This window comes from Mesorhizobium sp. M0058 (assembly GCF_040323095.1).
GTDB lineage: Bacteria > Pseudomonadota > Alphaproteobacteria > Rhizobiales > Rhizobiaceae > Mesorhizobium.
The window spans coordinates 134,875-155,417 of record NZ_JAMYUQ010000001.1 but is presented as its reverse complement, the minus strand read 5'-3'; the positions used below and the strand labels follow the sequence as shown (position 1 = coordinate 155,417).

At 64.6% G+C, this 20,543-nt stretch carries 19 protein-coding genes; 12 read left to right on the top strand and 7 right to left on the bottom strand.

Going from position 1 to position 20,543, the window contains the following annotated elements; genetic code table 11:
* Positions 1–38: 38 nt before the first annotated feature.
* From NKJ75_RS00830 to NKJ75_RS00795, 8 genes are all read left to right on the top strand, one after another.
* Positions 39–926 carry a MurR/RpiR family transcriptional regulator gene (locus NKJ75_RS00830; protein WP_023704170.1) on the top strand — a complete coding sequence of 296 codons (888 nt, stop codon included), beginning with the start codon at positions 39–41 and terminating at the stop codon, positions 924–926.
* A gap of 79 nt (positions 927–1,005) precedes the next feature.
* Entirely contained in the window at positions 1,006–1,788 is a 783-nt protein-coding gene (locus NKJ75_RS00825) for an SDR family oxidoreductase (protein WP_023704171.1), read from the top strand.
* The gene (locus NKJ75_RS00820) at positions 1,785–3,320 is read left to right on the top strand and encodes a mannitol dehydrogenase family protein (protein ID WP_023817200.1); all 1,536 of its coding nucleotides are present in this window, start codon (positions 1,785–1,787) and stop codon (positions 3,318–3,320) included. Before NKJ75_RS00825 ends, NKJ75_RS00820 begins: the two co-directional genes overlap by 4 nt.
* A 22-nt stretch (positions 3,321–3,342) precedes the next feature.
* Complete coding sequence (locus tag NKJ75_RS00815; RefSeq protein WP_023671055.1) at positions 3,343–4,257, top strand: sugar phosphate isomerase/epimerase family protein; 915 nt, start codon at positions 3,343–3,345, stop codon at positions 4,255–4,257.
* A gap of 78 nt (positions 4,258–4,335) precedes the next feature.
* Positions 4,336–5,370 carry an ABC transporter substrate-binding protein gene (locus NKJ75_RS00810; protein WP_023683115.1) on the top strand — a complete coding sequence of 345 codons (1,035 nt, stop codon included), beginning with the start codon at positions 4,336–4,338 and terminating at the stop codon, positions 5,368–5,370.
* Positions 5,371–5,648: 278 nt separating this feature from the next.
* Complete coding sequence (locus tag NKJ75_RS00805; RefSeq protein WP_352499042.1) at positions 5,649–7,199, top strand: sugar ABC transporter ATP-binding protein; 1,551 nt, start codon at positions 5,649–5,651, stop codon at positions 7,197–7,199.
* On the top strand, positions 7,196–8,167 hold the full coding sequence (locus NKJ75_RS00800) for an ABC transporter permease (protein WP_352499041.1): 972 nt from the start codon (positions 7,196–7,198) through the stop codon (positions 8,165–8,167). Before NKJ75_RS00805 ends, NKJ75_RS00800 begins: the two co-directional genes overlap by 4 nt.
* 262 nt (positions 8,168–8,429) lie before the next feature.
* Complete coding sequence (locus tag NKJ75_RS00795; RefSeq protein WP_352499040.1) at positions 8,430–9,410, top strand: ABC transporter permease; 981 nt, start codon at positions 8,430–8,432, stop codon at positions 9,408–9,410.
* Positions 9,411–9,702: 292 nt separating this feature from the next.
* On the opposite strand, the gene NKJ75_RS00790 is transcribed toward NKJ75_RS00795, so the two are convergent.
* The 3 genes from NKJ75_RS00790 to NKJ75_RS00780 form a co-directional block, all read right to left on the bottom strand.
* On the bottom strand, positions 9,703–10,137 hold the full coding sequence (locus NKJ75_RS00790; protein ID WP_023744110.1) for a lipid-binding SYLF domain-containing protein: 435 nt from the start codon (positions 10,135–10,137) through the stop codon (positions 9,703–9,705).
* Positions 10,138–10,583: 446 nt separating this feature from the next.
* Positions 10,584–10,943 (bottom strand): protein kinase family protein, encoded by a 360-nt coding sequence (locus NKJ75_RS00785; protein ID WP_023826351.1) that lies wholly within the window; start codon positions 10,941–10,943, stop codon positions 10,584–10,586.
* Positions 10,944–11,031: 88 nt separating this feature from the next.
* Positions 11,032–12,180: an amidohydrolase gene (locus NKJ75_RS00780; protein ID WP_352499039.1), complete on the bottom strand. Its 1,149-nt coding sequence runs from the start codon at positions 12,178–12,180 to the stop codon at positions 11,032–11,034.
* Between the two features lie 278 nt (positions 12,181–12,458).
* Here NKJ75_RS00780 and NKJ75_RS00775 point away from each other — a divergent pair, with 278 nt between their 5' ends.
* The 3 genes from NKJ75_RS00775 (at position 12,459) to NKJ75_RS00765 (ending at position 14,115) form a co-directional block, all read left to right on the top strand.
* Positions 12,459–13,454, top strand: coding sequence for a GlxA family transcriptional regulator (locus NKJ75_RS00775; protein WP_352499038.1), 996 nt, complete (start codon positions 12,459–12,461; stop codon positions 13,452–13,454).
* Between the two features lie 68 nt (positions 13,455–13,522).
* Positions 13,523–13,804 (top strand): type II toxin-antitoxin system ParD family antitoxin, encoded by a 282-nt coding sequence (locus NKJ75_RS00770; RefSeq protein WP_023669694.1) that lies wholly within the window; start codon positions 13,523–13,525, stop codon positions 13,802–13,804.
* Positions 13,801–14,115 carry a type II toxin-antitoxin system RelE/ParE family toxin gene (locus NKJ75_RS00765; protein ID WP_352499037.1) on the top strand — a complete coding sequence of 105 codons (315 nt, stop codon included), beginning with the start codon at positions 13,801–13,803 and terminating at the stop codon, positions 14,113–14,115. Before NKJ75_RS00770 ends, NKJ75_RS00765 begins: the two co-directional genes overlap by 4 nt.
* Here NKJ75_RS00765 and NKJ75_RS00760 read toward each other — a convergent pair.
* Genes NKJ75_RS00760 through eglC form a run of 3 tightly spaced genes read right to left on the bottom strand, consistent with a single transcriptional unit; the run spans position 14,102 to position 18,610 of the window.
* Positions 14,102–15,421, bottom strand: coding sequence for an HlyD family type I secretion periplasmic adaptor subunit (locus tag NKJ75_RS00760; RefSeq protein WP_352499036.1), 1,320 nt, complete (start codon positions 15,419–15,421; stop codon positions 14,102–14,104). The two genes, NKJ75_RS00765 and NKJ75_RS00760, sit on opposite strands and share 14 nt — an antisense overlap.
* A gap of 3 nt (positions 15,422–15,424) precedes the next feature.
* Entirely contained in the window at positions 15,425–17,185 is a 1,761-nt protein-coding gene (locus NKJ75_RS00755; protein WP_352499035.1) for a type I secretion system permease/ATPase, read from the bottom strand.
* Positions 17,186–18,610: an endo-1,3-1,4-beta-glycanase EglC gene (gene eglC / locus NKJ75_RS00750; protein WP_352499034.1), complete on the bottom strand. Its 1,425-nt coding sequence runs from the start codon at positions 18,608–18,610 to the stop codon at positions 17,186–17,188.
* A 414-nt stretch (positions 18,611–19,024) separates the two neighbouring features.
* Between eglC and NKJ75_RS00745 the strand changes: the two genes are divergently transcribed.
* The gene (locus NKJ75_RS00745; RefSeq protein ID WP_023683102.1) at positions 19,025–19,468 is read left to right on the top strand and encodes an SRPBCC family protein; all 444 of its coding nucleotides are present in this window, start codon (positions 19,025–19,027) and stop codon (positions 19,466–19,468) included.
* A gap of 65 nt (positions 19,469–19,533) precedes the next feature.
* On the opposite strand, the gene NKJ75_RS00740 is transcribed toward NKJ75_RS00745, so the two are convergent.
* Positions 19,534–20,499: a hypothetical protein gene (locus NKJ75_RS00740; protein WP_352499033.1), complete on the bottom strand. Its 966-nt coding sequence runs from the start codon at positions 20,497–20,499 to the stop codon at positions 19,534–19,536.
* Positions 20,500–20,543 lie beyond the last annotated feature (44 nt).

Sequence of the window (20,543 nt, the reverse complement as noted above, 5' to 3'; positions counted from 1 at the left end):
CATATTGTAAAACGATCGTGTCGCGCTAGCCTGAAATCATGAGTGGGGCAAGCAAGGCATCCGGACGGTCCAGCACCGACGAGGCGGCGACGCGCAAGCGCGGGCGCTCGCTGGCCGCGCTTGGCTACATCCAGCCGCAGACCTATGAGGAGCTGCGCGCGGTGCTGTCGTCGGGCACGGTGCATTTCCCCAAGCGGCTGCGCCAGGTGGCAATCTTCCTGTGGCAGCATCCGAGCGACGTCGCGCTCGGCACCATCGCGCAGGTTGCGGCACAGGCCGGCGTGCAGCCCTCGACGCTGGTGCGCTTTGCCCAGATCTTCGGCTATTCTGGCTTTTCCGATTTCCAGGGCCTGTTCAAGGAGCACATCAAGGGCTCATGGCCGGAAGGGCGCGGCGAACCGCGCACCGAGACCGAGCCCAATCTGCATTTCCTGCACGGCATGGTCGGCGCGTCGCAGGCCTCGCTTGGCCGCATCGAGGCGGGCTTCGATGTCGCGAGTTTCGACAAGATGGTGGCGCTGCTGGCGGCCGCCGAGCTGATCTATGTCATCGGCTCCAAGCGCGCCTTTCCCGTCACCGCCTATCTCTCCCTGACACTGTCGCAGCAGGGCGTGCGCAATGTGCTGGTCGACAATGTCGGCTCCTCCGCACTCGACCAGATCGGCTGCATCAGCGGCCGGGATGCCGTGCTCGCTGTCTCGTTTAGCCCCTACAATTCGATCACGCCCGATCTCGTCGCGGTGGCGCATGAGCGCAAGGCGCGTATCGTCACCGTCACCGACAGCACCTTCAGCCCGCTGATCCCGCTCTCGGACAGCTGGCTGGAAGTGGTGGAATCCGACTTTGCCGGCTTCCGCTCACTGGCGGCCTCGCTCGCCGTTGGGATGGCGCTGGTCCATGGCGTGGCGGCGCGGCGCGGCGAATGAGGCATCACTGGTCCAATTGACTATCGGGAATTGTCGTTCCATATTTCTCAAAATAGAAACTTTATTCCCGGGAGGAGGAATGGAGATCCGGCTTGACGGCAAGGTGGCTCTGGTCACCGGGTCGACGCAAGGCATTGGCCGCGCCATTGCCGAGACGCTGGCGCGTTCCGGTGCCGCCGGGCTGTTGGTCACCGGGCGCGAGAGGGCGCGTGGCGAGGCCGTGGCGGCCGAGCTTTCGCAATTGGGCACGCCGACCATCTTCGTCACCGCCGACCTTGCCGATGCTGACGCCCCCACCCTTCTGGCGCAGGCCTGCATCGAGCGCTTCGGCCGCATCGATGCGCTGGTCAACGCCGCCGGCCTGACCGATCGCGCCTCTTTCCTCGACGCCAGCCTCGACGATTGGGCGGCGCTGTTTGCCGTCAACACGCGCGCGCCGTTCTTCCTGATGCAGGCGGCGATTGCCGACATGAAGCAGCGCGGACAGGGCGGCGCCATTCTCAACATCCTGTCGATCAACGCCCATTGCGGTTCGCCGGAACTCGCCGTCTATTCCGCCACCAAGGGCGCGCTGGCGACGCTGACCAGGAACGCCGCCAACGCCCACCGTTTCGATCGCATCCGCGTCAACGGCATCAATGTCGGCTGGACCGACACGCCGGCCGAACGCATCATGCAGGCGGAGACATTGGGCAACGGCCCCGGCTGGCTCGACAAGGCCAATGCCGCGCAGCCTTTCGGCCGGCTGCTGACGCCGGACGACATCGCCAGCCTCGCCGTCTTCCTGCTGTCCGACGCGGCCGGCCCGATGACCGGCGCGGTCATCGACCAGGAGCAGGCGGTGATCGGGGCGAACCGGTGAGCGCTTCCACCGAAACGCTTGGGCCGGCGCTGCTCGATCGCTTGCCGGCATCGGTGCAGACACCGTCCTACGATCGCACCGTGCTTGCCGCAGGGATGGCGCATCTCGGCGTCGGCGCCTTCCACCGCTGCCACCAGGCCGAATACACCGACGATCTCATCTCGCTGCGCTTCGACCGCTGGGGCATCGTCGGCATCAACATCCGTCCGCCCAGCCTTGCCGACACGCTGGGACGGCAGGGCGGGCTGTACACAAGGCTGATCCGCGAGAACAGCCATATCGAGGCACGTGTGATCGGCAGCATCGTCCGGGTGGTCGACAGCCAGGAGAGTGCCGCACCGGCGCTGGGTGTGCTGATCTCACCCGATATCGAGCTGGTGACGATGACGGTGACCGAAAAAGGCTATTGCCACGTCCCGTCCAGCGGCGAACTCGACCTTGGCCATCCCGATATCGTCCACGACCTCGCCAACCCCGAGACGCCTCGCAGCGTCCCCGGCCTGCTGGTGCGGGCGCTGGAGCAGCGCAGGGCCACAAATGGGCGGCCGCTGACACTGCTGTCCTGCGACAACATTCCGGCCAATGGCGTTATCCTAGCCAATGTCGTGCAGACCTTCGCCAGGCAGCGCGGCAATGGCTTGGCCGCATGGATCGCAGCCAATTCCGCCTTCCCTTCGTCAATGGTCGACCGCATCGCGCCGGCGGTAACGCAAGATGACCTCGACAGTGTCGAGCAATGGTTCGGCTACCACGATGCCGCCGTCGCTGTCGGTGAGCCGTTCCGGCAGTGGGTGATCGAGGAAAAATTCGCCGGCCGCATGCCGCGCTGGGATCTGGTCGGCGCCACCTTCGTCGACGACGTCACGCCGTTTGAGCATCTCAAGATGCGGGTGCTGAATGGCGCCCAGACGGCACTCGCCACGCTCGGCGTTCTGGCTGGTCTCGAGCACACATCGGATGCCATGGCCGACCCGCTGCTGTCGGACTTCATCCGGCGCATGCTGGTCGAAGAGACTGTGCCGACGCTGATGCCGGTGCCGGGCATCCTGCCGCTTGCCTATGTCGAGCAGAGTCTTGCCCGGCTGAAGAACACCGCGATCCGCCACCGCAACCACCAGGTCGCAACCGACGGTTCGCAGAAGATCGTCCAGCGCCTGCTCAACCCGATCCGCGACCGGCTCGCAATGGGCCAGAGCATAGGCCTGCTATCGGTGCCGGTCGCCGGCTGGATGGCCTATCTGATCCGGGCCTCGGATCGCTTTGAAAGACGCTGGCCGGTGTCGGACCCCTATGCCGGCAAGGTCGCCGCGATCGCCGATGCGACCGGTCACGATGCCAGCGCGCTGGTGTCCGCCATCCTTGCCATCGACGGGATATTCGACCCCGGCCTTGCCGCCGACGATACGTTCCGCGCGGCCGTCACATCGGCGCTGGGCGACCTGCTGTCGGACGATCCGATGGCGGCTGTCCGGCACAGTCTTGAACAAGATGAGGTCGCGAGGTTGAAGCGATCCAAACAATCGGCATTATAGTCGTCGGGTCTAGGGAGGCAGAATGAAACTTGGAGTGCTTACAGCACCGTTTGCGGAGACGCCGCTTGGCGAGGTCGCCGGCTGGGCGCACTCGGCCGGCTTCGAGGCGCTGGAAATCGCCTGCTGGCCGAAGACCTCCGGCGCGACGCGGCGCTATGCCGGCACCAGCCATATCGATGCCGCTTCCACCTCGGCGGCGCAGGCCAAGGAGATCGTCGCTTCGCTGACGGAGAAGAAGCTGACGGTCTCCGGCCTCGGCTACTATCCCAACCCGTTGCATCCGGACCCCGCCCATCGCGAGGCCGTCATCGGCCATCTGAAGAAGGTCATCGTGCTGGCCGCCAATATGGGCGTGCCGGTGGTCAACACCTTCTGCGGTGGCGATGCCTCGAAGACCGTCGACGTCAACTGGCAGGACGCGCTGAAAGTCTGGCCCGAGACCGTCGCCTATGCGCGCGATCACGGGGTAAAACTCGCCTTCGAGAACTGCCCGATGATCTTCAGTTATGACGAGTGGCCGGGCGGGCACAACATCGCCTATTCGCCCTGCATCTGGCGGCGCATCCTCGAGGCCTGGGGCGGCGAGGTCGGCATGAATTTCGACCCCTCGCACCTGGTCTGGCAAATGATCGACCAGGGCCGTTTCATCCGGGAGTTCGGCCCCTACATGCTGCATGTCCACGCCAAGGATTTGATGATCGATCATGATGGTTTGTATGAGCGCGGAATCCTTTCCGCCGGGATAGGCTGGCAGGTGCCGCGCATGCCGGGATTGGGCGATGTCGACTGGAGCGGCTTCTTCTCCGGCCTTTACCGCGCCGGCTATGACGGCTCGGTCATCATCGAACATGAGGACAGGCGGTTCGAAGGCAGCGACGATGCGGTGAAGCGGGGCTTTCTGCTCGCCCGCGACGTGCTGCGCCCCTTCGTCAAATGACGAGGTGAATGACTTGGTCTGATCCTGCCGAAGGGTCTGGCCCTGAGACGAAAAACAACAATGTGGAGGAGTACTGAGATGAAGAAAATACTGACCATGGTCCCGTTGCTTGCGGGCGCTGCCTTGCTGGCATCGATGGGCGTGTCGTCGGCCGAAGCCAAATATACGATCGGCATTTCCAACACCGTGCAGGGCAATGGCTGGCGCGAGGAAATGGTCTGCGCCATGAAGGCGCAGGCGCTGGCTTCGGGCGAAGTGACGAAGCTCAACATCGCCCACCGCAACACCGATGCCGCCGGCCAGCTCGAAGACATCCGCAATCTGATCAGCGCCAAGGTCGACGCCATCGTCGTCAACCCCGCTGATCCCGCCGGCATCAAGGCGGGCCTGGAAGAAGCCACCAAGGCCGGCATCGTCGTCGTTGCCGTCGACCAGGCGGTGACCGAACCGTCGGCCTACATCATCTCCAACAACCAGGAACAGTATGCCTATCTCGGCGCCAAATGGCTGTTCCAGCAGATGGGCGGCAAGGGCGAAGTGTTCTACATGCGCGGCGCCGCCGGCGCCTCGGCCGATAGCGATCGCGACAAAGGCTTCAAGAAGGCGCTGGCCGAAAACCCCGGCGTGAAGGTGGCGCAGGAAGTCTTCACCGGCTGGCAGCAGGATCAGGCCAAGCAGCAGATGCTGTCGTTCCTGGCCACCGGCACGCCGTTCAACGGCGTGTGGACGTCGGGCATCGACAACGTCATCGTCGACGCGCTGGTCGAATCGCAGGCGCCGCTGGTGCCGGTGGTCGGCGCCGACAATGCCGGCTTCGTCGGCCAGCTGAGCTCGGTGAAAGGTCTCGTCGGTGCAGCCGTCACCAACCCCGGCTCGATCGGCGGCGCGGGCGTGACGCTGGCGCTGCAGATCCTCGATGGCAAGAAGCCGGCGCAGCAGACAGTGCTGGTCGACCCGCAGCTGTGGGACAACGCCACCGACGAAGGCAAGGCCAAGCTGAAGGCAGCCGCCGACCCGTCGCTGAGCCCGGAATGGCCGGTCTCGATCTCGATCCCGGAGTGGACGACCTACACGAAGGACCAGATCGTGGCCTGCAAGGGGCCGGGGGAGTAAGCCTGGTTTGAATGAACTGGCGAGGACGGCGAACGGCCGTCCTCGTCACACAGACTAGCGCTCTACGGCGCCCCCTCTGTCCTGCCGGACATCTCCCCCACAGGTGGGGAGATTGGCTGTCATCTCGGCTTTCGCTAATTTTCTACGTCGCAAGACGAGGGGCGGCGCCGGAACTGCCAATCTCCCCCCAAGTGGGGGAGATGTCCGGCAGGACAGAGGGGGGCGCCGTAGAGCGCCGACATTAGTTTCTGGAACCGTCAATTTTGACAACAAACCATTTGACCACCAGCCCCCTCCTCGACGCCACCGGCGTCGCCAAGAACTACGGCGCGGTTGCAGCGCTTCGCAACGCGTCGCTCTCCGTGCTGCCGGGCGAGGTCCACGCGCTGATGGGCGCCAACGGCGCCGGCAAGTCGACGCTGGTGAAGATCCTGACCGGCGCCATTCCGGCGAACGCCGGCCACATCCTGATCCGCGGCGAAGCGCGCGACATTCGCTCGCCGGCCGCCGCGCGCCGCGCCGGGCTGCTGCCTGTCTACCAGGAGCCGTCGCTGATCCCCGATCTCGACGTTCTCTCCAACCTCAGGCTCACCGGCACGCCGGTCGAGCCGTTCCGCGCCTGGGTGCGCGAGCTCGGCATCACCGACCTCGATCTGCGCGACACCGCGCGCGACATCCCGCTCGCCGTGCTGCGCGTGCTCGACCTTGCGCGGGCGCTCGCCGTCGAGCCCGACGTGCTGCTGCTTGACGAGATGACGGCGGCCCTGCCCGCCAACCTTGCCGAAAGGGTGCTGGAAGTGGTGCGCCGCCAGGGCGATGCCGGCCGCGCCGTGATCTTCATCTCGCACCGCTTCGTCGAAATCTCGGCGCTGTGCGACCGCGCCACCGTGCTGCGGGACGGCGAGACCGTCGGCGTCGTCGACATCGTGCCGGGCGTGGAAGAAAAGATCGTCGAGCTGATGCTCGGCACCCGCATCGTCAAAACCCATGTCGCCGCCCGCAGTGCCGCCGAGAAGGCCGCGCCCGCAGCTGCCCGGCCGCGCATTTCGGTGCGCAATCTCCGCGTCGGAGCCAAGCTCAGCGATGTCTCCTTCGATCTCGCCGACGGCGAAGTCGCCGGCGTCGTCGCGCTCGAAGGCCAGGGCCAGGACGAGTTGTTCGCCGCCCTTGCCGGCTCGATCCGGCCCTCCGGCGGCGCGATCGAAGTCGATGGCCAGCCGGTGAAATTCTCGCATCCGATCGGCGCCATCCGCGCCGGCATTGCCTATGTGCCGGGCGACCGCTCGGAAGCGCTCGCCATGCAGCGCTCGGTGCGTGAAAACATCGCCCTGCCCTTCAGCGCTGCCTTGCGCAACTGGGGCCCGATCAACATGCGACGTGAGCGCGCCACGGTGCTCAGCGCCATCGAGCGGCTGCAGATCGACACCCGCGCGCAAGGCGAGGTGCAGCGCCTGTCCGGCGGCAACCAGCAGAAGGTGACCATCGCCCGCTGGATCGCGGCGGATGCCCGCACCATCCTGTGCTTCGACCCGACGCGCGGCATCGATGTCGGCACCAAGCAGGAGATCTACAAGCTGCTGCGCGAACTCGCCGGCAACGGCAAGTCGGTGCTGTTCTACACCTCGGAACTCGAAGAGGTGCAGCGCGTCTGCGACCGCGTCATCGTCATCTTCGGCGGCCGCCTCGTCGACATTTTTCCGGTCGAGGAGGCCGACGAGCCTGCGCTGATGCGCGCCGCCTACGGCCTGCCGCGCGGCGCCAAGGCCGATATCGGCATATTGGCTGATCCGACCGCGAACACTTCGGCTTCGCCGGAGGCCGCGCCATGAGCCATTTCCTGCGCCGCCAAGGCTGGGTCGTCGGCCTGTTCGCCCTGCTCATCGTCCTGTTCATCGCCACCAGGATCATCCAGCCGGCCTATGGCAGCAATGATTTCGGCTCGCTCGCCCGCGCCGTTCTGCCCTATGCCTTCGCAGTCGCCGCGCAGACGGTGGTCGTCATCGCCGGCGGCATCGATCTGTCGGTCGCCGCCATGATGGCGCTGACCAGCGTCACCGCGGCGTCGATGATGAATGGCGCGAGCGAGGAATACGCGCTGTTCGTGGTGCCCTTCGTGCTCGCCATGGGTTTCGTGCTCGGCGCGCTCAACGGCCTGCTCATCGTCGTCACCCGCGTGCCCGACATTGTCGTCACACTGGCCATGCTGTTCGTGCTGCAGGGGGCAGCGCTATTGGTGCTCGATGCGCCGGGCGGCGGCATCGCCGAATGGCTGAAGGCGCTGATCTCCGGCACCGTGCCGATCCCCGGCCTGCCCGACACCATAGACGCCTGGCTGCCCAAGGCGCTGCTGGTGCTGATCGTGTGCCTCTGCGTCATCTGGATACCGCTGCGGCGCTCGCGCCTCGGCCTCTCCATCTACGCCATCGGCTCCAGCGAACTGGCGGCGTTCCGCTCCGGCGTGCCGGTCAAGCGCACTCGCATCATCGCCTATGCGCTGTCCGGCCTGTTCGCCGCCTTTGGCGGCCTGGCGCTGACCATGAGCACCGGCATCGGCGCCCCCATCCCCGGCCCCTATCTGCTCGCCAGCGTCGCCGCCGTGGTGCTGGGCGGCGTCGCGCTCGGCGGCGGCAAGGGCGGCCTGCTCGGCCCGATCGTCGCCGTCTTCGTGTTGCGCCTGGTGCGCACGGATTTGACGCTGCTCGCTATCGACCCGAATGTCACGGCTATTATCGAGGGGCTGATCATGGTGGCGGTGGTGATGTTCGGGGCGTTTATCACGATGCGGGGGCGGCAATGATGGGTGTGCTGTCGCAGAGAGACGTCGGCGTTCCTTCGCGCCCCCCTCTGTCCTGCCGGACATCTCCCCCACGAGGGGGGAGATCGGATGTCGCGACGACCTTCGCCAATCTCCAACCTTGCAAGAATGAGCGAGGCGCTAAAGCTGCCAATCTCCCCACAAGTGGGGGAGATGGCCGGCAGGCCAGAGGGGGGCGCCGTAGAGCACTGTCCTCGCCAACTTGCCGCACCTTGCAAACCTCATCGCGAGCAAGAGCCGCCCCATGAGCACCACCGCCATCACCCCGGTCCCCTTCGGCCGCCGCATAAAGCGCTTCATGGCCGATCGCCCGCTCATCCCGCTGATCGTCCTGCTCGCCATCCTGGTTATAATCCTGCAGATCCTGCGCCCCGGCATCGTCAACGAGCGCTGGATCGCCAACACCGTCAAATTCGCCATACCGCTGGCGATCCTGGCGGGATGCCAGACCATGACCATGCTGACCGGCGGCATCGACCTGTCGGTCGGCACGGTGGCAACGATGAGCGCCTTCATCATGGCGACGCAAGTGGTCAACCAGGACCCGGCGGTGGCGTTCCTCCTGGCGATGATGCCGGCGGTGCTGATCGGCCTCGTTAACGGCATCGGCGTCGGCGTCTTCCGCGTCCACCCGCTGATCATGACGCTGGGCACCAGCCTGATCGGCACCGGCTGCCTGCAGGTCTACCAGCGCACGGTGATCGCGTCGGGCGCAAAAATCCCCGACTTCCTGGCTTGGCTCGGCACCGGCGTGACATGGGGCTTCCCCAACGCGCTGCTTTTGTTCGTGCCGCTCGCCGCCCTCATCGTCTTCACGCTCGCCCGCACCGGCTTCGGCCGCCTGCTCTACGCCGTCGGCGACAATGAGCGCGCGACCCGCCTGTCGGGCGTGCAATACTGGCAGGTCATCACCGCGCTTTACGTCACCTCCAGCGTGCTCGCCGGCATCACCGGCCTGCTCTATATCGGCCTGATCAAGGCGCCTTCGCTGTCGCTCGCCGAACCGCTGGTGCTGCCCTCGGTCGCCGCCGCCGTCATCGGCGGCACCTCCATCTTCGGCGGCCGCGGCGGCTACACCGGCACCATCATCGGCGCCCTGATCCTGACCGTGCTGACGACACTGCTGACAATCCTGCAGATGCCGGAGGGGGCGAGGCGGATATTGTTCGGGCTGATCGTGCTTTTCGTGACGGCGGCGTATTTGCGGATTGTGGAGGAGCGGTAGGGGCTGGCGCCCGACGCTGCATTGGGCGAAGCTTCCCCATCCAAGGTTCAGGCCAAGCGCACGGGAGCAAGTTCCCCCTCACCCGGATTGCCAACCGAATTGCGAAGGGCAATTCGGGGCAATCCGACCTCTCCCCGAGGGGAGAGGAGGGCGCCAGCGTCAACGCCAGCCTCTTCTCCCCAGCGGGGAGAAGGTGGCCGCGAAGCGGCCGGATGAGGGGGCTGGCGCAGCCATAGGCGATTATCATCGCCCCAGACGAGCTTACCCCACCGAGAACGCGAGGGAGCGCCCCTTACTTCAACGAAATCGCCAACCCGCTCAAATCCGCATTCACCTGCAGCCCCACCTGCCGGCCCGTAAGCTCGAGCGTGGCGCCCTTGTCATTGGTCATGACGATCACCTGCGCCCCCTTGCCGAGCGCCCCGCCACCACCCGCCGCGCCATAAACCCCGGTCGCATCCCGCACCCTGCGGATATGGCGCACGGTGCCCTTGAAGTAGGTCTTGGAAACGCCGAAAGCGAAGCCGCCCGAGACGCCGCCGATCGTGATGGGGTAACTGCGGCCATGGAAGGTCAGCGTGCCCTCGCCACCGGAACCGCCGACGAAGAAGGCCGCCTTGTAAACGGCAAAGCGGATCGTGCCGCTATCGGCATGCGCGGCGCTGCTAACGGCAACAGTGGCGATGGCCGCAACCGCGAGCGAACGAAAGCTGGACGAGATGGTCATGATGGGAGCTCCTCAAGTGCGCCGCTCACCCAACCGGCAGGGCTCGTCGGCGTCGTAGCCAACTTGAACAGTTTAGGCTTGGATTTGGTTCCAGGGAGAGCCCTCGGTGGGTCAAGGCGCAAAGCTGGTGGGGAGAGCGGAGGAGCGCTTCATACAGAGCTGGCAATGCCAATGCCTCGGGGCAAGGGCTATCGCATATGAGCTTTTACGAAGAGGACCCCCACTCTAACTTGCCGGGGCGAGCCAGGGTTTCGCCCGTCCTTCGGACCCTCACAAGGCGGAGGGAACGCTGCCGCACGCCCAGCCCTTTTTTAAGTCGACTTAGACGGTTTTGCGGAAATCAGCGCCAACCTAGTCTCCCTCCCCCTTGTTGGGAGGGATTGAGGGTGGGGGTATTCGTAGGGCGCAAGCCTCCGCTATGGTCCCTGTGCAAACCAATCCCAGCCCTACGGATATTTCCCCGGCTTTGGTGCGTAGATTTGCGGATCGAAGTCCAAATCCTTCGGCAGCGGCAGGCTCGAGCACTGCAGATGCATCTGGCGCGCCAACAGCCTTCGCTGCTGCTGCTCATGCTCCTTGATCGCCGCCACGAGACCCATGCTGTAGGGCCCCAGCACGACGCCGGCGGCCCATCCCGGATGCTCCTTCTCGCGCCGGTCGTAGTTCAAGGCATCCGTGCGGGCCTGCTGGCATTCCGGCGTCGCCCATTTCGGGTCTTGGGTCGAGAGCGAGGCTCCATACTGGACTGGAGACGATACGCACCCTGCCACCGTCGCGGTCAACGCGACGACCATTGCAATTCTCATCCGCAAGCCCCTCCTAATGTAGGACGCGACTACAAGACGATTCCAGCGGGAAAAAGGCAGCTTCAGGATGCGGATTTTGCAGGGCCGCTCACCCCAGCAGGTTGCGCGCCGTGCGCATGAAGATTTTCGAACCGATCGGGATCAGATCGTCGGGAAAATCATAATCGGGATTGTGCAATGACGGGGTGCGCTCGCCCGCGCCGAGGAAGAACATCGCCGACTTCGCCTTGTGGCCGAAGATGCCGAAGTCTTCCGAGGCGCGCATCGGCAGGGCCTCTTCGCTGCGCGCGACACCTTCCTCGTCGAGTGCGCGGTTGAGATGCTCCACCGCATCCGGCGCATTGACGCTGGCGACGAAGATCTCGTGATAGTCGCAGCGCACGGAAAGGTGGTGCTCGCCCGCGATCCTGGCAGCCAGGGCTTCCGCAGCTGCGACCAGCTCCGCCATGCGCTCGTCGCGCCTTGTGCGCAGCGTCGCCCACACCTCCGCATGTCCGGGCGCGATGCCGAACACGGCCTCGCCCATGGTCGCATGGGTGACGGTCACCATGCTGAAATCGTCATCGGCGAAAGTGCCGCGCCCCAGTGCCGGAAGCGCCGGCATCAGCTGGCTGATCGCCGGCATCGGCGACACGCCGGTTTCGGGCATGGAGGAATGCGCGGTCTTGCCCTCCAGCACGATGCGGATGCCGCGCGAGGCGCAGTTGACGACGCCGGGCTTGAGCCGCACCTCGCCGAACGGCACGCCCGGCAGATTGTGCAGCGAGAAGGCGAAGTCCGGCGCGATCTCGCCAAAGCGTGGATCGGCGACGACGCCGGCGGCACCATTGCCGGTCTCCTCCGCCGGCTGGAACATCAAGACGACGCGGCCGCGCGCCGGCCGTTCTCGTCCGAGCTGGCGGCCGAGTGCGGCGAGGATCGCGGTGTGGCCGTCATGGCCGCACATATGCGATTTTCCCGGCACCTGTGAGGCATGCTCGACGCCCGAAAGCTCCTCGATCGGCAGCGCATCGATCTCCGAGCGGAACAGCACCGTCGGTCCCGCCTGGCCGCTGTCATAGACCGCCGCCACGCCATGACCGCCGAGGCCGGTCAGCACCTTGTCCGGCCCGGTATCGGCGAGAAAGCTGACGACTTCCTTGGCGGTCTGTTCTTCCTCGTTGGAGATTTCCGGGTTTTGGTGCAGCTTGCGGCGCCATGCCGTCAGCTCGATGATATCGCGATTGGTGAGGGTCATGGCTTGGGCTCCGCTTTGGTGCTGCAGGTTACACAAACACGATAGGGTTTTTCTCACGCCGTGCCATGCTGATCAATTCCACTGGTCCATCTGCCTGTCTTGTGTGAGCGTAGATGACGACATCCCATGACCACCACACAACCCAGAGAATTTCCAGCTCCGCACTGAGGCCGTCGATCTCATCTCCGACATCCGGTGGCTTCTCCTGAAAAGCGCCGCGTGCTCGCCTGTGCGACATCTTTGCTTCCATCCACCCGAAGGAACGTTTCGGAGCAACAATGGCCAGGCGGTTTGCGTTTCTCTTGGTTCGCGACTTCACGCTGTCGCCGCTGTCGCTGTTCATCGACACGCTGCGGCTGGCCGGCGATGAAGGCGACCGCAGCCGCCGGATCGAGTTCGACTGGGAGATCGTCGGCGAGCGTGGCCTGCCGATCCGGGCGAGTTGCGGTGTCGAGTTGCTGCCGACCAAGGCGATCGGCAATCCGCAGGAGTTCGACAATGTCGTCGTGGTCGGTGGCCTGCTCGACACCAACCGCAGCCTCAGCTCCGAAAAGGAGGCCTTCCTGTTGCGGGCGGCCGAAAAGGGCGTGCCGCTGACGGCACTCTGCACCGGCAGCTTCGTGCTCGCGCGCTACGGTCTGCTCGATGGCTACAGTGCTGCCGTCAGCTGGTTTCACATCAAGGATTTCCGCAGCCAATTCCCTGATGTGAACGCCCATGCCGACAGCCTGTTTTCCGTCGATAGGGGCCGCTCGACCTGCGCCGGAGGCACGGGTGCGGCCGACCTTGCCGGCCATTTCGTGTCGCAGTTCATCGGCCGCAAGGCTGCGGAAAAAGCCGCCAAGATCCTCGTGCTCGACCGCATCCGCTCGAGCCTGGATGTGCAGCCCGTCGGCGATCTCTTTCCGGCCGCGTCGAGCCGAGCGGTGAAACGGGCGCTGCTTCTGATGGAAAGCAATCTCCAGGAGACGCTGTCGGTCGCCGAGATCGCGGGCCGGTTGCATTTATCCCGGCGCCAGCTTGAGCGGCTGTTCGGCGCCGAACTCGGCATCGGCCCGATGGCCGCCTATCTTGCGCTGCGCGTACATCAGGCCAAGTCGCTGCTGGAGGGGAGCGACTTGGCAATCGGCGACATCGCCTACCGCTGCGGTTTTCCCAATGCCGGCCATTTCAGCCGTGTCTTCCGCCAGCAGACCGGCATCACGCCGACCCATCTCAGGCATCCGAACCGAATGTCCGGTGTCTTTGCCGACGGCAAGGGGAGCGGTCCCTAAGCCTATATTGGGGCGTGCGATCTCGCCGTTGGTATGATAATATCATACCAACCTGATAGGAGGGATCCATGTCCGCCACCGAAAAACGCACCTTCAGCCTGCCGGCCGAGCAGGCTGCTTTCATCGACCAGCTCGTTCGGTCCGGCACATACGCGACCAGCAGTGAAGTGATCCGCGCCGGTCTTCGCGCATTGCAGGAACGCGACGCCGCCGTGGAGCGCTGGCTGCGTGAGGAGGTCGCGCCGACCTATGATAGGTGGAAGGCAGACCCCTCCCAGGCCATCCCGGCCGACAAGTCTTTTGACAGCATCCGCGCACATCACGCAGCTCGCCTCAAGGGGAACGTGTGAAGCGCCGGCATGTTGTCCTTTTGCCGGAAGCCCAGACGGACCTGTTATGGATATACGATACGGTCGCTCACGCATCCGGCAACCTCACCGCCCTTCGCTACATCGAGCGGATCGAGCGATTTTGCCTGGGTCTCGACTATGCCTCGGAACGCGGAACCCAAAGGGATGATGTGCGGCTGGGGCTTCGCATCGTTGGCTTCGAGCGCCGCCTGACTGTGGCCTTCACCGTAGAAGGCGACCAGGTGGTGATTCTCAGGGTGTTCTACGGCGGCGTCAACTGGGAGGACGAGTTGGCGCCTATCGCTCCGTGAACGCCCGCGCGAACGAGTCCAGCATCGGCCGCGCCAGATATTCGAGGAAGGTTCGGTCGCCGGTGCTGATAAACGCCTCGACCGGCGTTCCCGGGTAAAGCTGCTCGGCTTTCACGCCCTGCGGCAGCGTGTCGGTGATCTTCAGCCTGGCGCGGAAATACGCCTCATGCGTGGTTTCATCGATCAGCCGGTCGGCGGAAATTTGCGTCACCGTAGCCGGGACCTCAGGGGTGAGGCGCGCGTTCAGGGCGGACAGCCTGAGCTTCGCCGGCTGGCCGACGCGAACCAGGTCCACGTCTTTCGGCCGCAGCTTCGCGTCGACGATGAGGCCCGACGCGGTCGGCAGGATCTCCATGATCTTCTGCCCCGGCGCAATCACGCTGCCTTTGGAGTTGTAGATCGAGGATACCACGATGCCGGCTGCCGGCGCCTTGATCGTCGTGCGCCCCAGCACCGCCTCGGCTGCGGTGATCTGTTCGCCGATGTCGGCCAGGCTGGTGCGAACCTCGTCGAGCTTGGTCAGCGCGTCCTCGACGCGCTGCGTGGTCGCGCGCTCGACCTGCGCCTGGGCTTCGACGATCTGCGTCTTGGTCGCTGCGATATCCGCCTCCAGCGCGCCGGCCTGGCCGACCAGATCGGCCTCGCTGCGCAGAAGCTGCGAATATTCGCTGCGGTTGGTGAGACCCTTGTCGAGCAGGCCGGTCTTGATGCCGAGTTCCTTCTTTACGATCTCGGCCTGTTGCTGAATGGCCAGTTTCTGCGCGTCTAGTCCCAGCGCCGACTCACGATGCATGGCGACGCGCTGCGCCAGGATCGACTGCTCGGACCGGAACCGGGCGAGCCGGGCCTCGAACTCCTTCTGTTGTTCGTGCACCAGATTGTCGAAATCGCTCTGGAACGGCGCGGGCGCTGCCTCGGCGATCGGCGCCAGCCTGTCCGATCCGTCGCGCTCGGCCTCCAGCCGCGCGGCACTTGCCCTGAGCGCGATCGACTGTCTGGTCAGCCGGTTGAGGTCGGCCTCGGCCGCCGTGCGGTCGAGGAGGACCAGCGGCTCGCCTTGTTGCACGCGGTCGCCTTCATACACCAGCAACTGCTCGATGATGCCGCCCTCGGGGTGCTGGATGAGGATGTTGCCGCCCGTCGCCGAGATCGTGCCGGAGGTGATCACCGCGCCGGAGAGCGGCGCGTTCGCCGCCCAATAGCCGAAGCAGCCGACGAAGAGCGCTATGGCCACGTAGCCGACGACGGCCATGCGGCGGAAGTCGGTGCGCGGTCGACCTTCGAAGGCGAGGCTCTGCTGCATCATCGTCTATGACCCGAAGCGGACGCTGTGCGGGCGCACGGTCGGCACGAACGAGCCTGTCACCACCGCGCTCCCGGCCTTGCCGGCCGCCGGTTGCCTCAGCACCTCGCTCGCAGGGCCGAAAGCTTCGACCATGCCGTTGCGCAGGACCATGACGCGGTCGCAGGCCGCGGCGATCGAAGGGCGATGCGTGATGACGACTGTCGTGACGCTTACACTTCGCGCGGCCGAAAGCATCCCTTCGAGCGCCGCCTCCCCACTGCCGTCGAGATGGGCGTTGGGCTCGTCCAGCACCAGCATGCGTGGCTTGCCGTAGAAGGCGCGCGCCAGCCCTATCCGCTGGCGCTCGCCGCCCGACAGCACGGTATGCGACGGGCCTATCATGGTCTGATAGCCGTCGCGCAGCGTGAGAATCAGCTCATGCGCCTCGGCGCGCCTGGCCGCTTCGACGATCGCGGCGTCATCGGCGTCGGGTGCGAAGCGGGCGACATTTTGCGCGATCGATCCCGGGAAAAGCTCCACCTCCTGCGCGAGATAGCCGATATGCCTGCCAAGCTGGGTTTCGTCCCAGCTCCTCAGGTCGGCGCCGTCGACCCTGACCGCGCCGCCGGTCGGCTGCAGCGCGCTCACAAGCAATTTCGCCAGCGTCGATTTGCCGGCCCCGCTCGGGCCGACGATCGCCACCGCTTCGCCGGCGCCGATGGCAAAATTCAACCGCTTGAGGATGGGCTCCGTGCCGAAAGCCGCAGTCGGCGCGATGAAGAACAGATCCTGCACCGAAATCGCGCCCAATGGATCGGGCAGTGCGAGCTTGCGCCCCTGCGCTGGTTGCGCCGCAAGGGCGGTGTCCAGCCGCTTCCAGCATCGCTTGGCGTCGACGATCTGCCGCCAGGATCCGATCAGCTGGTCGAGCGGCTGCAGCGCGCGCGACGACACCAGCGACGAAGCGAAGATCATGCCGGCGGTCATCTGCCCTTGTAGCACCAGCCACGCGCCGGCGCCGAGGATCGCCAGTTGCAGCATCATGCGCAGCGCCCGCGACGTCGCGCTGAAGATCGCATTGGCGCTTCCGGAACGGTCATGCAGGGTCAGCGCCTCAGCAACCTGCTGTCCCCAGACCGCGGCGGCATTTTGCACCATGCCCATGGCGCGCAGCGTGTCGGTGTTGCGGGCGAAGGCCTGCTCCGCCTGGCTGGCCACCGCCGAGCGTTCCGCCGACATGGCATCGTTCCTGCCGATGGCAAGCTGGTTGGCCACGACCAAGAGAAACAGCAGCACGGCGCCGGCGAGCGTCAGCCAGAACAGGACGGGATGGATGAAATAGAGCAAGGCCAGGAAGACGGGCGCAAACGGCAGGTCGAACAACACCGCCACGCCGCGCGACCTGATGAAGGCGCAAGTCGTGGCAAGGTCGTTCAGAGGCGACAGCCCGCTGCCGGCATGTCTGGCGCCAAGCGAGGCGGCGAATGTCCGCGCGCCCAGTTTCTGGTCGACGGTGGCCGCAACACGTTGCGCGTAGATGGCGCGGACCGCGTCCAGCAGGCCGAGGAAGGCGAGCGCGAGGACCGCCATGGCCGAGAGATAAAGCAGCGTCTCGACGCTGGAGGACGGCAACACCCGGTCATAGACCTGCAGCAGATAGAGCGGGATCACCAGGAGCAGGATGTTGATCAGCAACGAAAAGATGCCGATGTCGGCGATGCCACGCAGGAAGACCGGGCGCAGGCCGATGGCCGCATCGCTGATTGGCGCGCGGTCTCGCGACATCTAGACCGCGTGCTCGGCTGTCGTGCTCAGATGGCTCTGCTGCAAATCGTTCAGCGTATAGGCGTGGATATAGTCGATCTTCATTTGCGCGGGCGTCGCCAGATGGTCGGGCGGCGCGCCGGCTTGACCGCCGACCGCAAGGTCGACCAGCATATACATGGGCTTGTTCATATCGGACGGCGTCGCCGCTTCCGCGACCTGGACGCCATCATAGGTCCAGACCAGCTTGTCCGGCGTCCACAACAGGCCATAGGTGTGATAGCCGTCGGTGTTCGAGACATTCACCGTCGACCCGACCGTGGTGTGGGTTCCCGTCTCATTTGTGTGCGCGGTCATGAGAAGCGCATTTGGGTTCTGCCCATACATTTCGATCACGTCGAGTTCCGGGGGCCATGAACCGTCTTCGGGCAGAAGCCAGAAGGCCGGCCACGCGCCGGCGTTTTCCGGGAGATCGGCCCGCATTTCGAAATAGCCATAGGTCTGCGAGAAGGTGTCGTGCGTCGTCAGTATGCCGGAAGTGTATTCGTAATTGTTGATCAGCGGCTTGATGTCGTCGGGCGCATGCGCCGCGGTTATGGTGAGCACGCCGCTTGCGACGCTGAACGGATGGACCGAGCTGGTCGGCGCATAATTGGCGTCGATATACCATTGCAGCTCGCCGTTCTGGGGCTGCGAGCTGCCGTTCTGCGCCCCCCACCAGAAATTGGAATCCCAGATGCCGCTCTGGCCGTTCCACAGGCTCAGCGTGTTGAAATCGTCGTTGAAGGACAGCATCATGCCGGTCTTGTCGATCGGCAGCTCGAACTGGCCGGGCTGAAACTTGTCGATCGTGGTGTTGTGGAACACCAGCACCTCGCTCGAGCCGAGGTTCAGCTGCACGTTGGATCCCACCTGGACCATATTGGCGTGGACGGCCTCGAACGAGGTGAAGGCATAGCCGTTGAGGCGCACCGTGTCGGTCGCGCCGAAATCGGAGATAAGGTCGCTGCCATTGCCCTTGGTGATGATGAAGGTGTCGGCGCCGGCGCCGCCGATCAGCACGTCATTGCCCTTGCCGCCGTCCAGCGTCTGGCTGCCAGCGCCGCCCGTTATGATGTTGTCCTGAGCATTGCCGAAGGCATAGTGGCCGTCGCCGGTGACGACGAGGTTCTCGAAATTGGCGGGTAGCTTGTAGCTCATCCAGGTATCGATCGTGTCGACGCCCGCGCCGTAGTTCTCGACCGCTTTGTTGATCGTCGAATAGAGATGGTAATAGTCGTCGCCCGCGCCGCCATACATGGTGACCTTGACGTTGGTGTCGCCCCAGAAGGAATCGTTGCCCGAGGTGCCGTAGCGGTAAGGCGCGCCTCCAGTCGCCGAGAACCAATGGGTGGAAGCGCCGGTATAGGGAAGTGGAATGCCTTTGGCGTTGAGGACTGTGGTCATTCCGACACTCCTTGCGCGTGCTGCCTTGGTCGTTCGACAACCTTCGAGCGACCATTTCGGATCAACTCTTAAATTGATCCGTCGTTCCAGGGAATCATTCTATAGTACACCGAGGAGATCGTCGCCCATCATTTAATAGATAATGCCGAAGGCGTTAAGCTGACCCTAATACAACTTTGTAGGAGAGACTTACAATTTTAATAAATTGTGAGATCCGCGCCGAAAGTTAGGCAACCTGTCAATGATGCATGCAATTTGACGCGACACGACCGCCTGCCTGAGGCGGCGGTCGAAGTCGCGGGCGGATGGCCGCCGGCAAAGGGCTCAAGAAAATTTGACAGGCTATGTCGGACCGGGTGAGGTTCACCCGTCCTTGGGGCATCGAACAACGAAACCACAAAGGATACCGAAGAGATGCCAAGCACCGTACGTTTGCACCGCGTTCTGACGACCAGCCCGGAGAAGGTCTACCGCGCATTCACAGAAGCCGACGCGCTGGCGAAATGGCTTCCGCCGAACGGCTTCACTTGCACGGTACACAGCTTCGACGCGAAAGTCGGTGGCGCCTTCAAGATGTCGTTCCGAAACTTCACGACGGGCGGCAGCCATTCCTTCGGCGGCGAATATCTCGAACTCGTTCCCGGCGAGCGCCTGCGCTACACCGACAGGTTCGACGACCCCAATTTGCCCGGCCAGATCGAAGTGACCGTGCTCCTGAAGAAAGTGTCGGTCGGCACGGAACTCGACATCACGCAGGCCGGCATTCCGGACGTCATTCCGGCCGAAGCCTGCTATCTCGGCTGGCAGGAGTCGCTGCGCAATCTGGCAAAGCTCGTCGAACCCGAGATCAATCAGTAGAGCCCATCGGATCGGCGGCGCCGCCCAGCCAGTCCGCGCCGCCGACAATGCCGAGGACTCATCCCTCACGGCCCGGTGCAGATCGGCAACGGTTGCGGCGGCGGTGGCGGGTTGTCCTTGGCGTATTGCGCGATGATCGGCTCAAGGCTCTTTCGCAGCCAGAATTTCGGCTTGCCGATCTCCTTCAGGCAGGACGCATTCCAATAGGCGCCCGATTTACCAACGGCGGTGATGTCGCGCGATTCCGGGTAGATATAGAGCGTCGTCGGATTGCCCCTCACCATCGAAATGATCTGGTCGGCGTCGGACGGCGACCAGCTGGTGCAGCCATTGCTGCGGCCGCCGGCATAATCCACCAGCTTGCCGTATGGCACGAAGCCGTCATGGTCGGCATAGGAGCTGTTCGGGTTCTTGCGCAGGCACATGCCGCGCAACAGCCGCGCCGCGTGGCCACCGATCACCCGCTGCCTGGCATTCGCCGTCTCCCCCTCACCGTCGAACTGGATGAAGGTGCGCAGCAGCGCCTGGTCCTTTTTTGCGCCGATGCGGTAAAAACCCTTGAATGAGGTCTTTGCCTCGCCGGTCATATAGGCGCCACCGGTCGTCAAGGACGAGTCCAGGGCATTGCCGAAGTTTTTCGCGCAGCGTTTGCCGTTGGAGAAATCGACCACGCCTTTCAAATTGCGGCCGCCGCCATGGCCCGACGAGATCGCCCTGAACGACTGCTTGGCCTCGCAAATGACGTAGTAGCGCCGCCCTAGCACGCCATTGCCGAGATCGCCGGGGCGCGTCGCATCCATGGCGAAATAGCAGCCATTGTGGACCGCGCCTTGCGCGACCTTTTTCAGGTAAAGCGCGCGCGCCCGCTCCAGCACCACTTGCGAAATCTCGCCGTCGTCATTGCCGACATGGGCCTGCAGCCAGGCCGGTATATCGGAGGACGCGGCAAAAGACCGGGCAGACATCGTCAAGGCGATGCCGGCGATGGCGAGGAGGCCAAAGACAAAGACAGCCAGAGATTTCAACCGCACCGGACAACCCTCCCGCCCGAACCGTTCTGCGATTCTCGGAAACC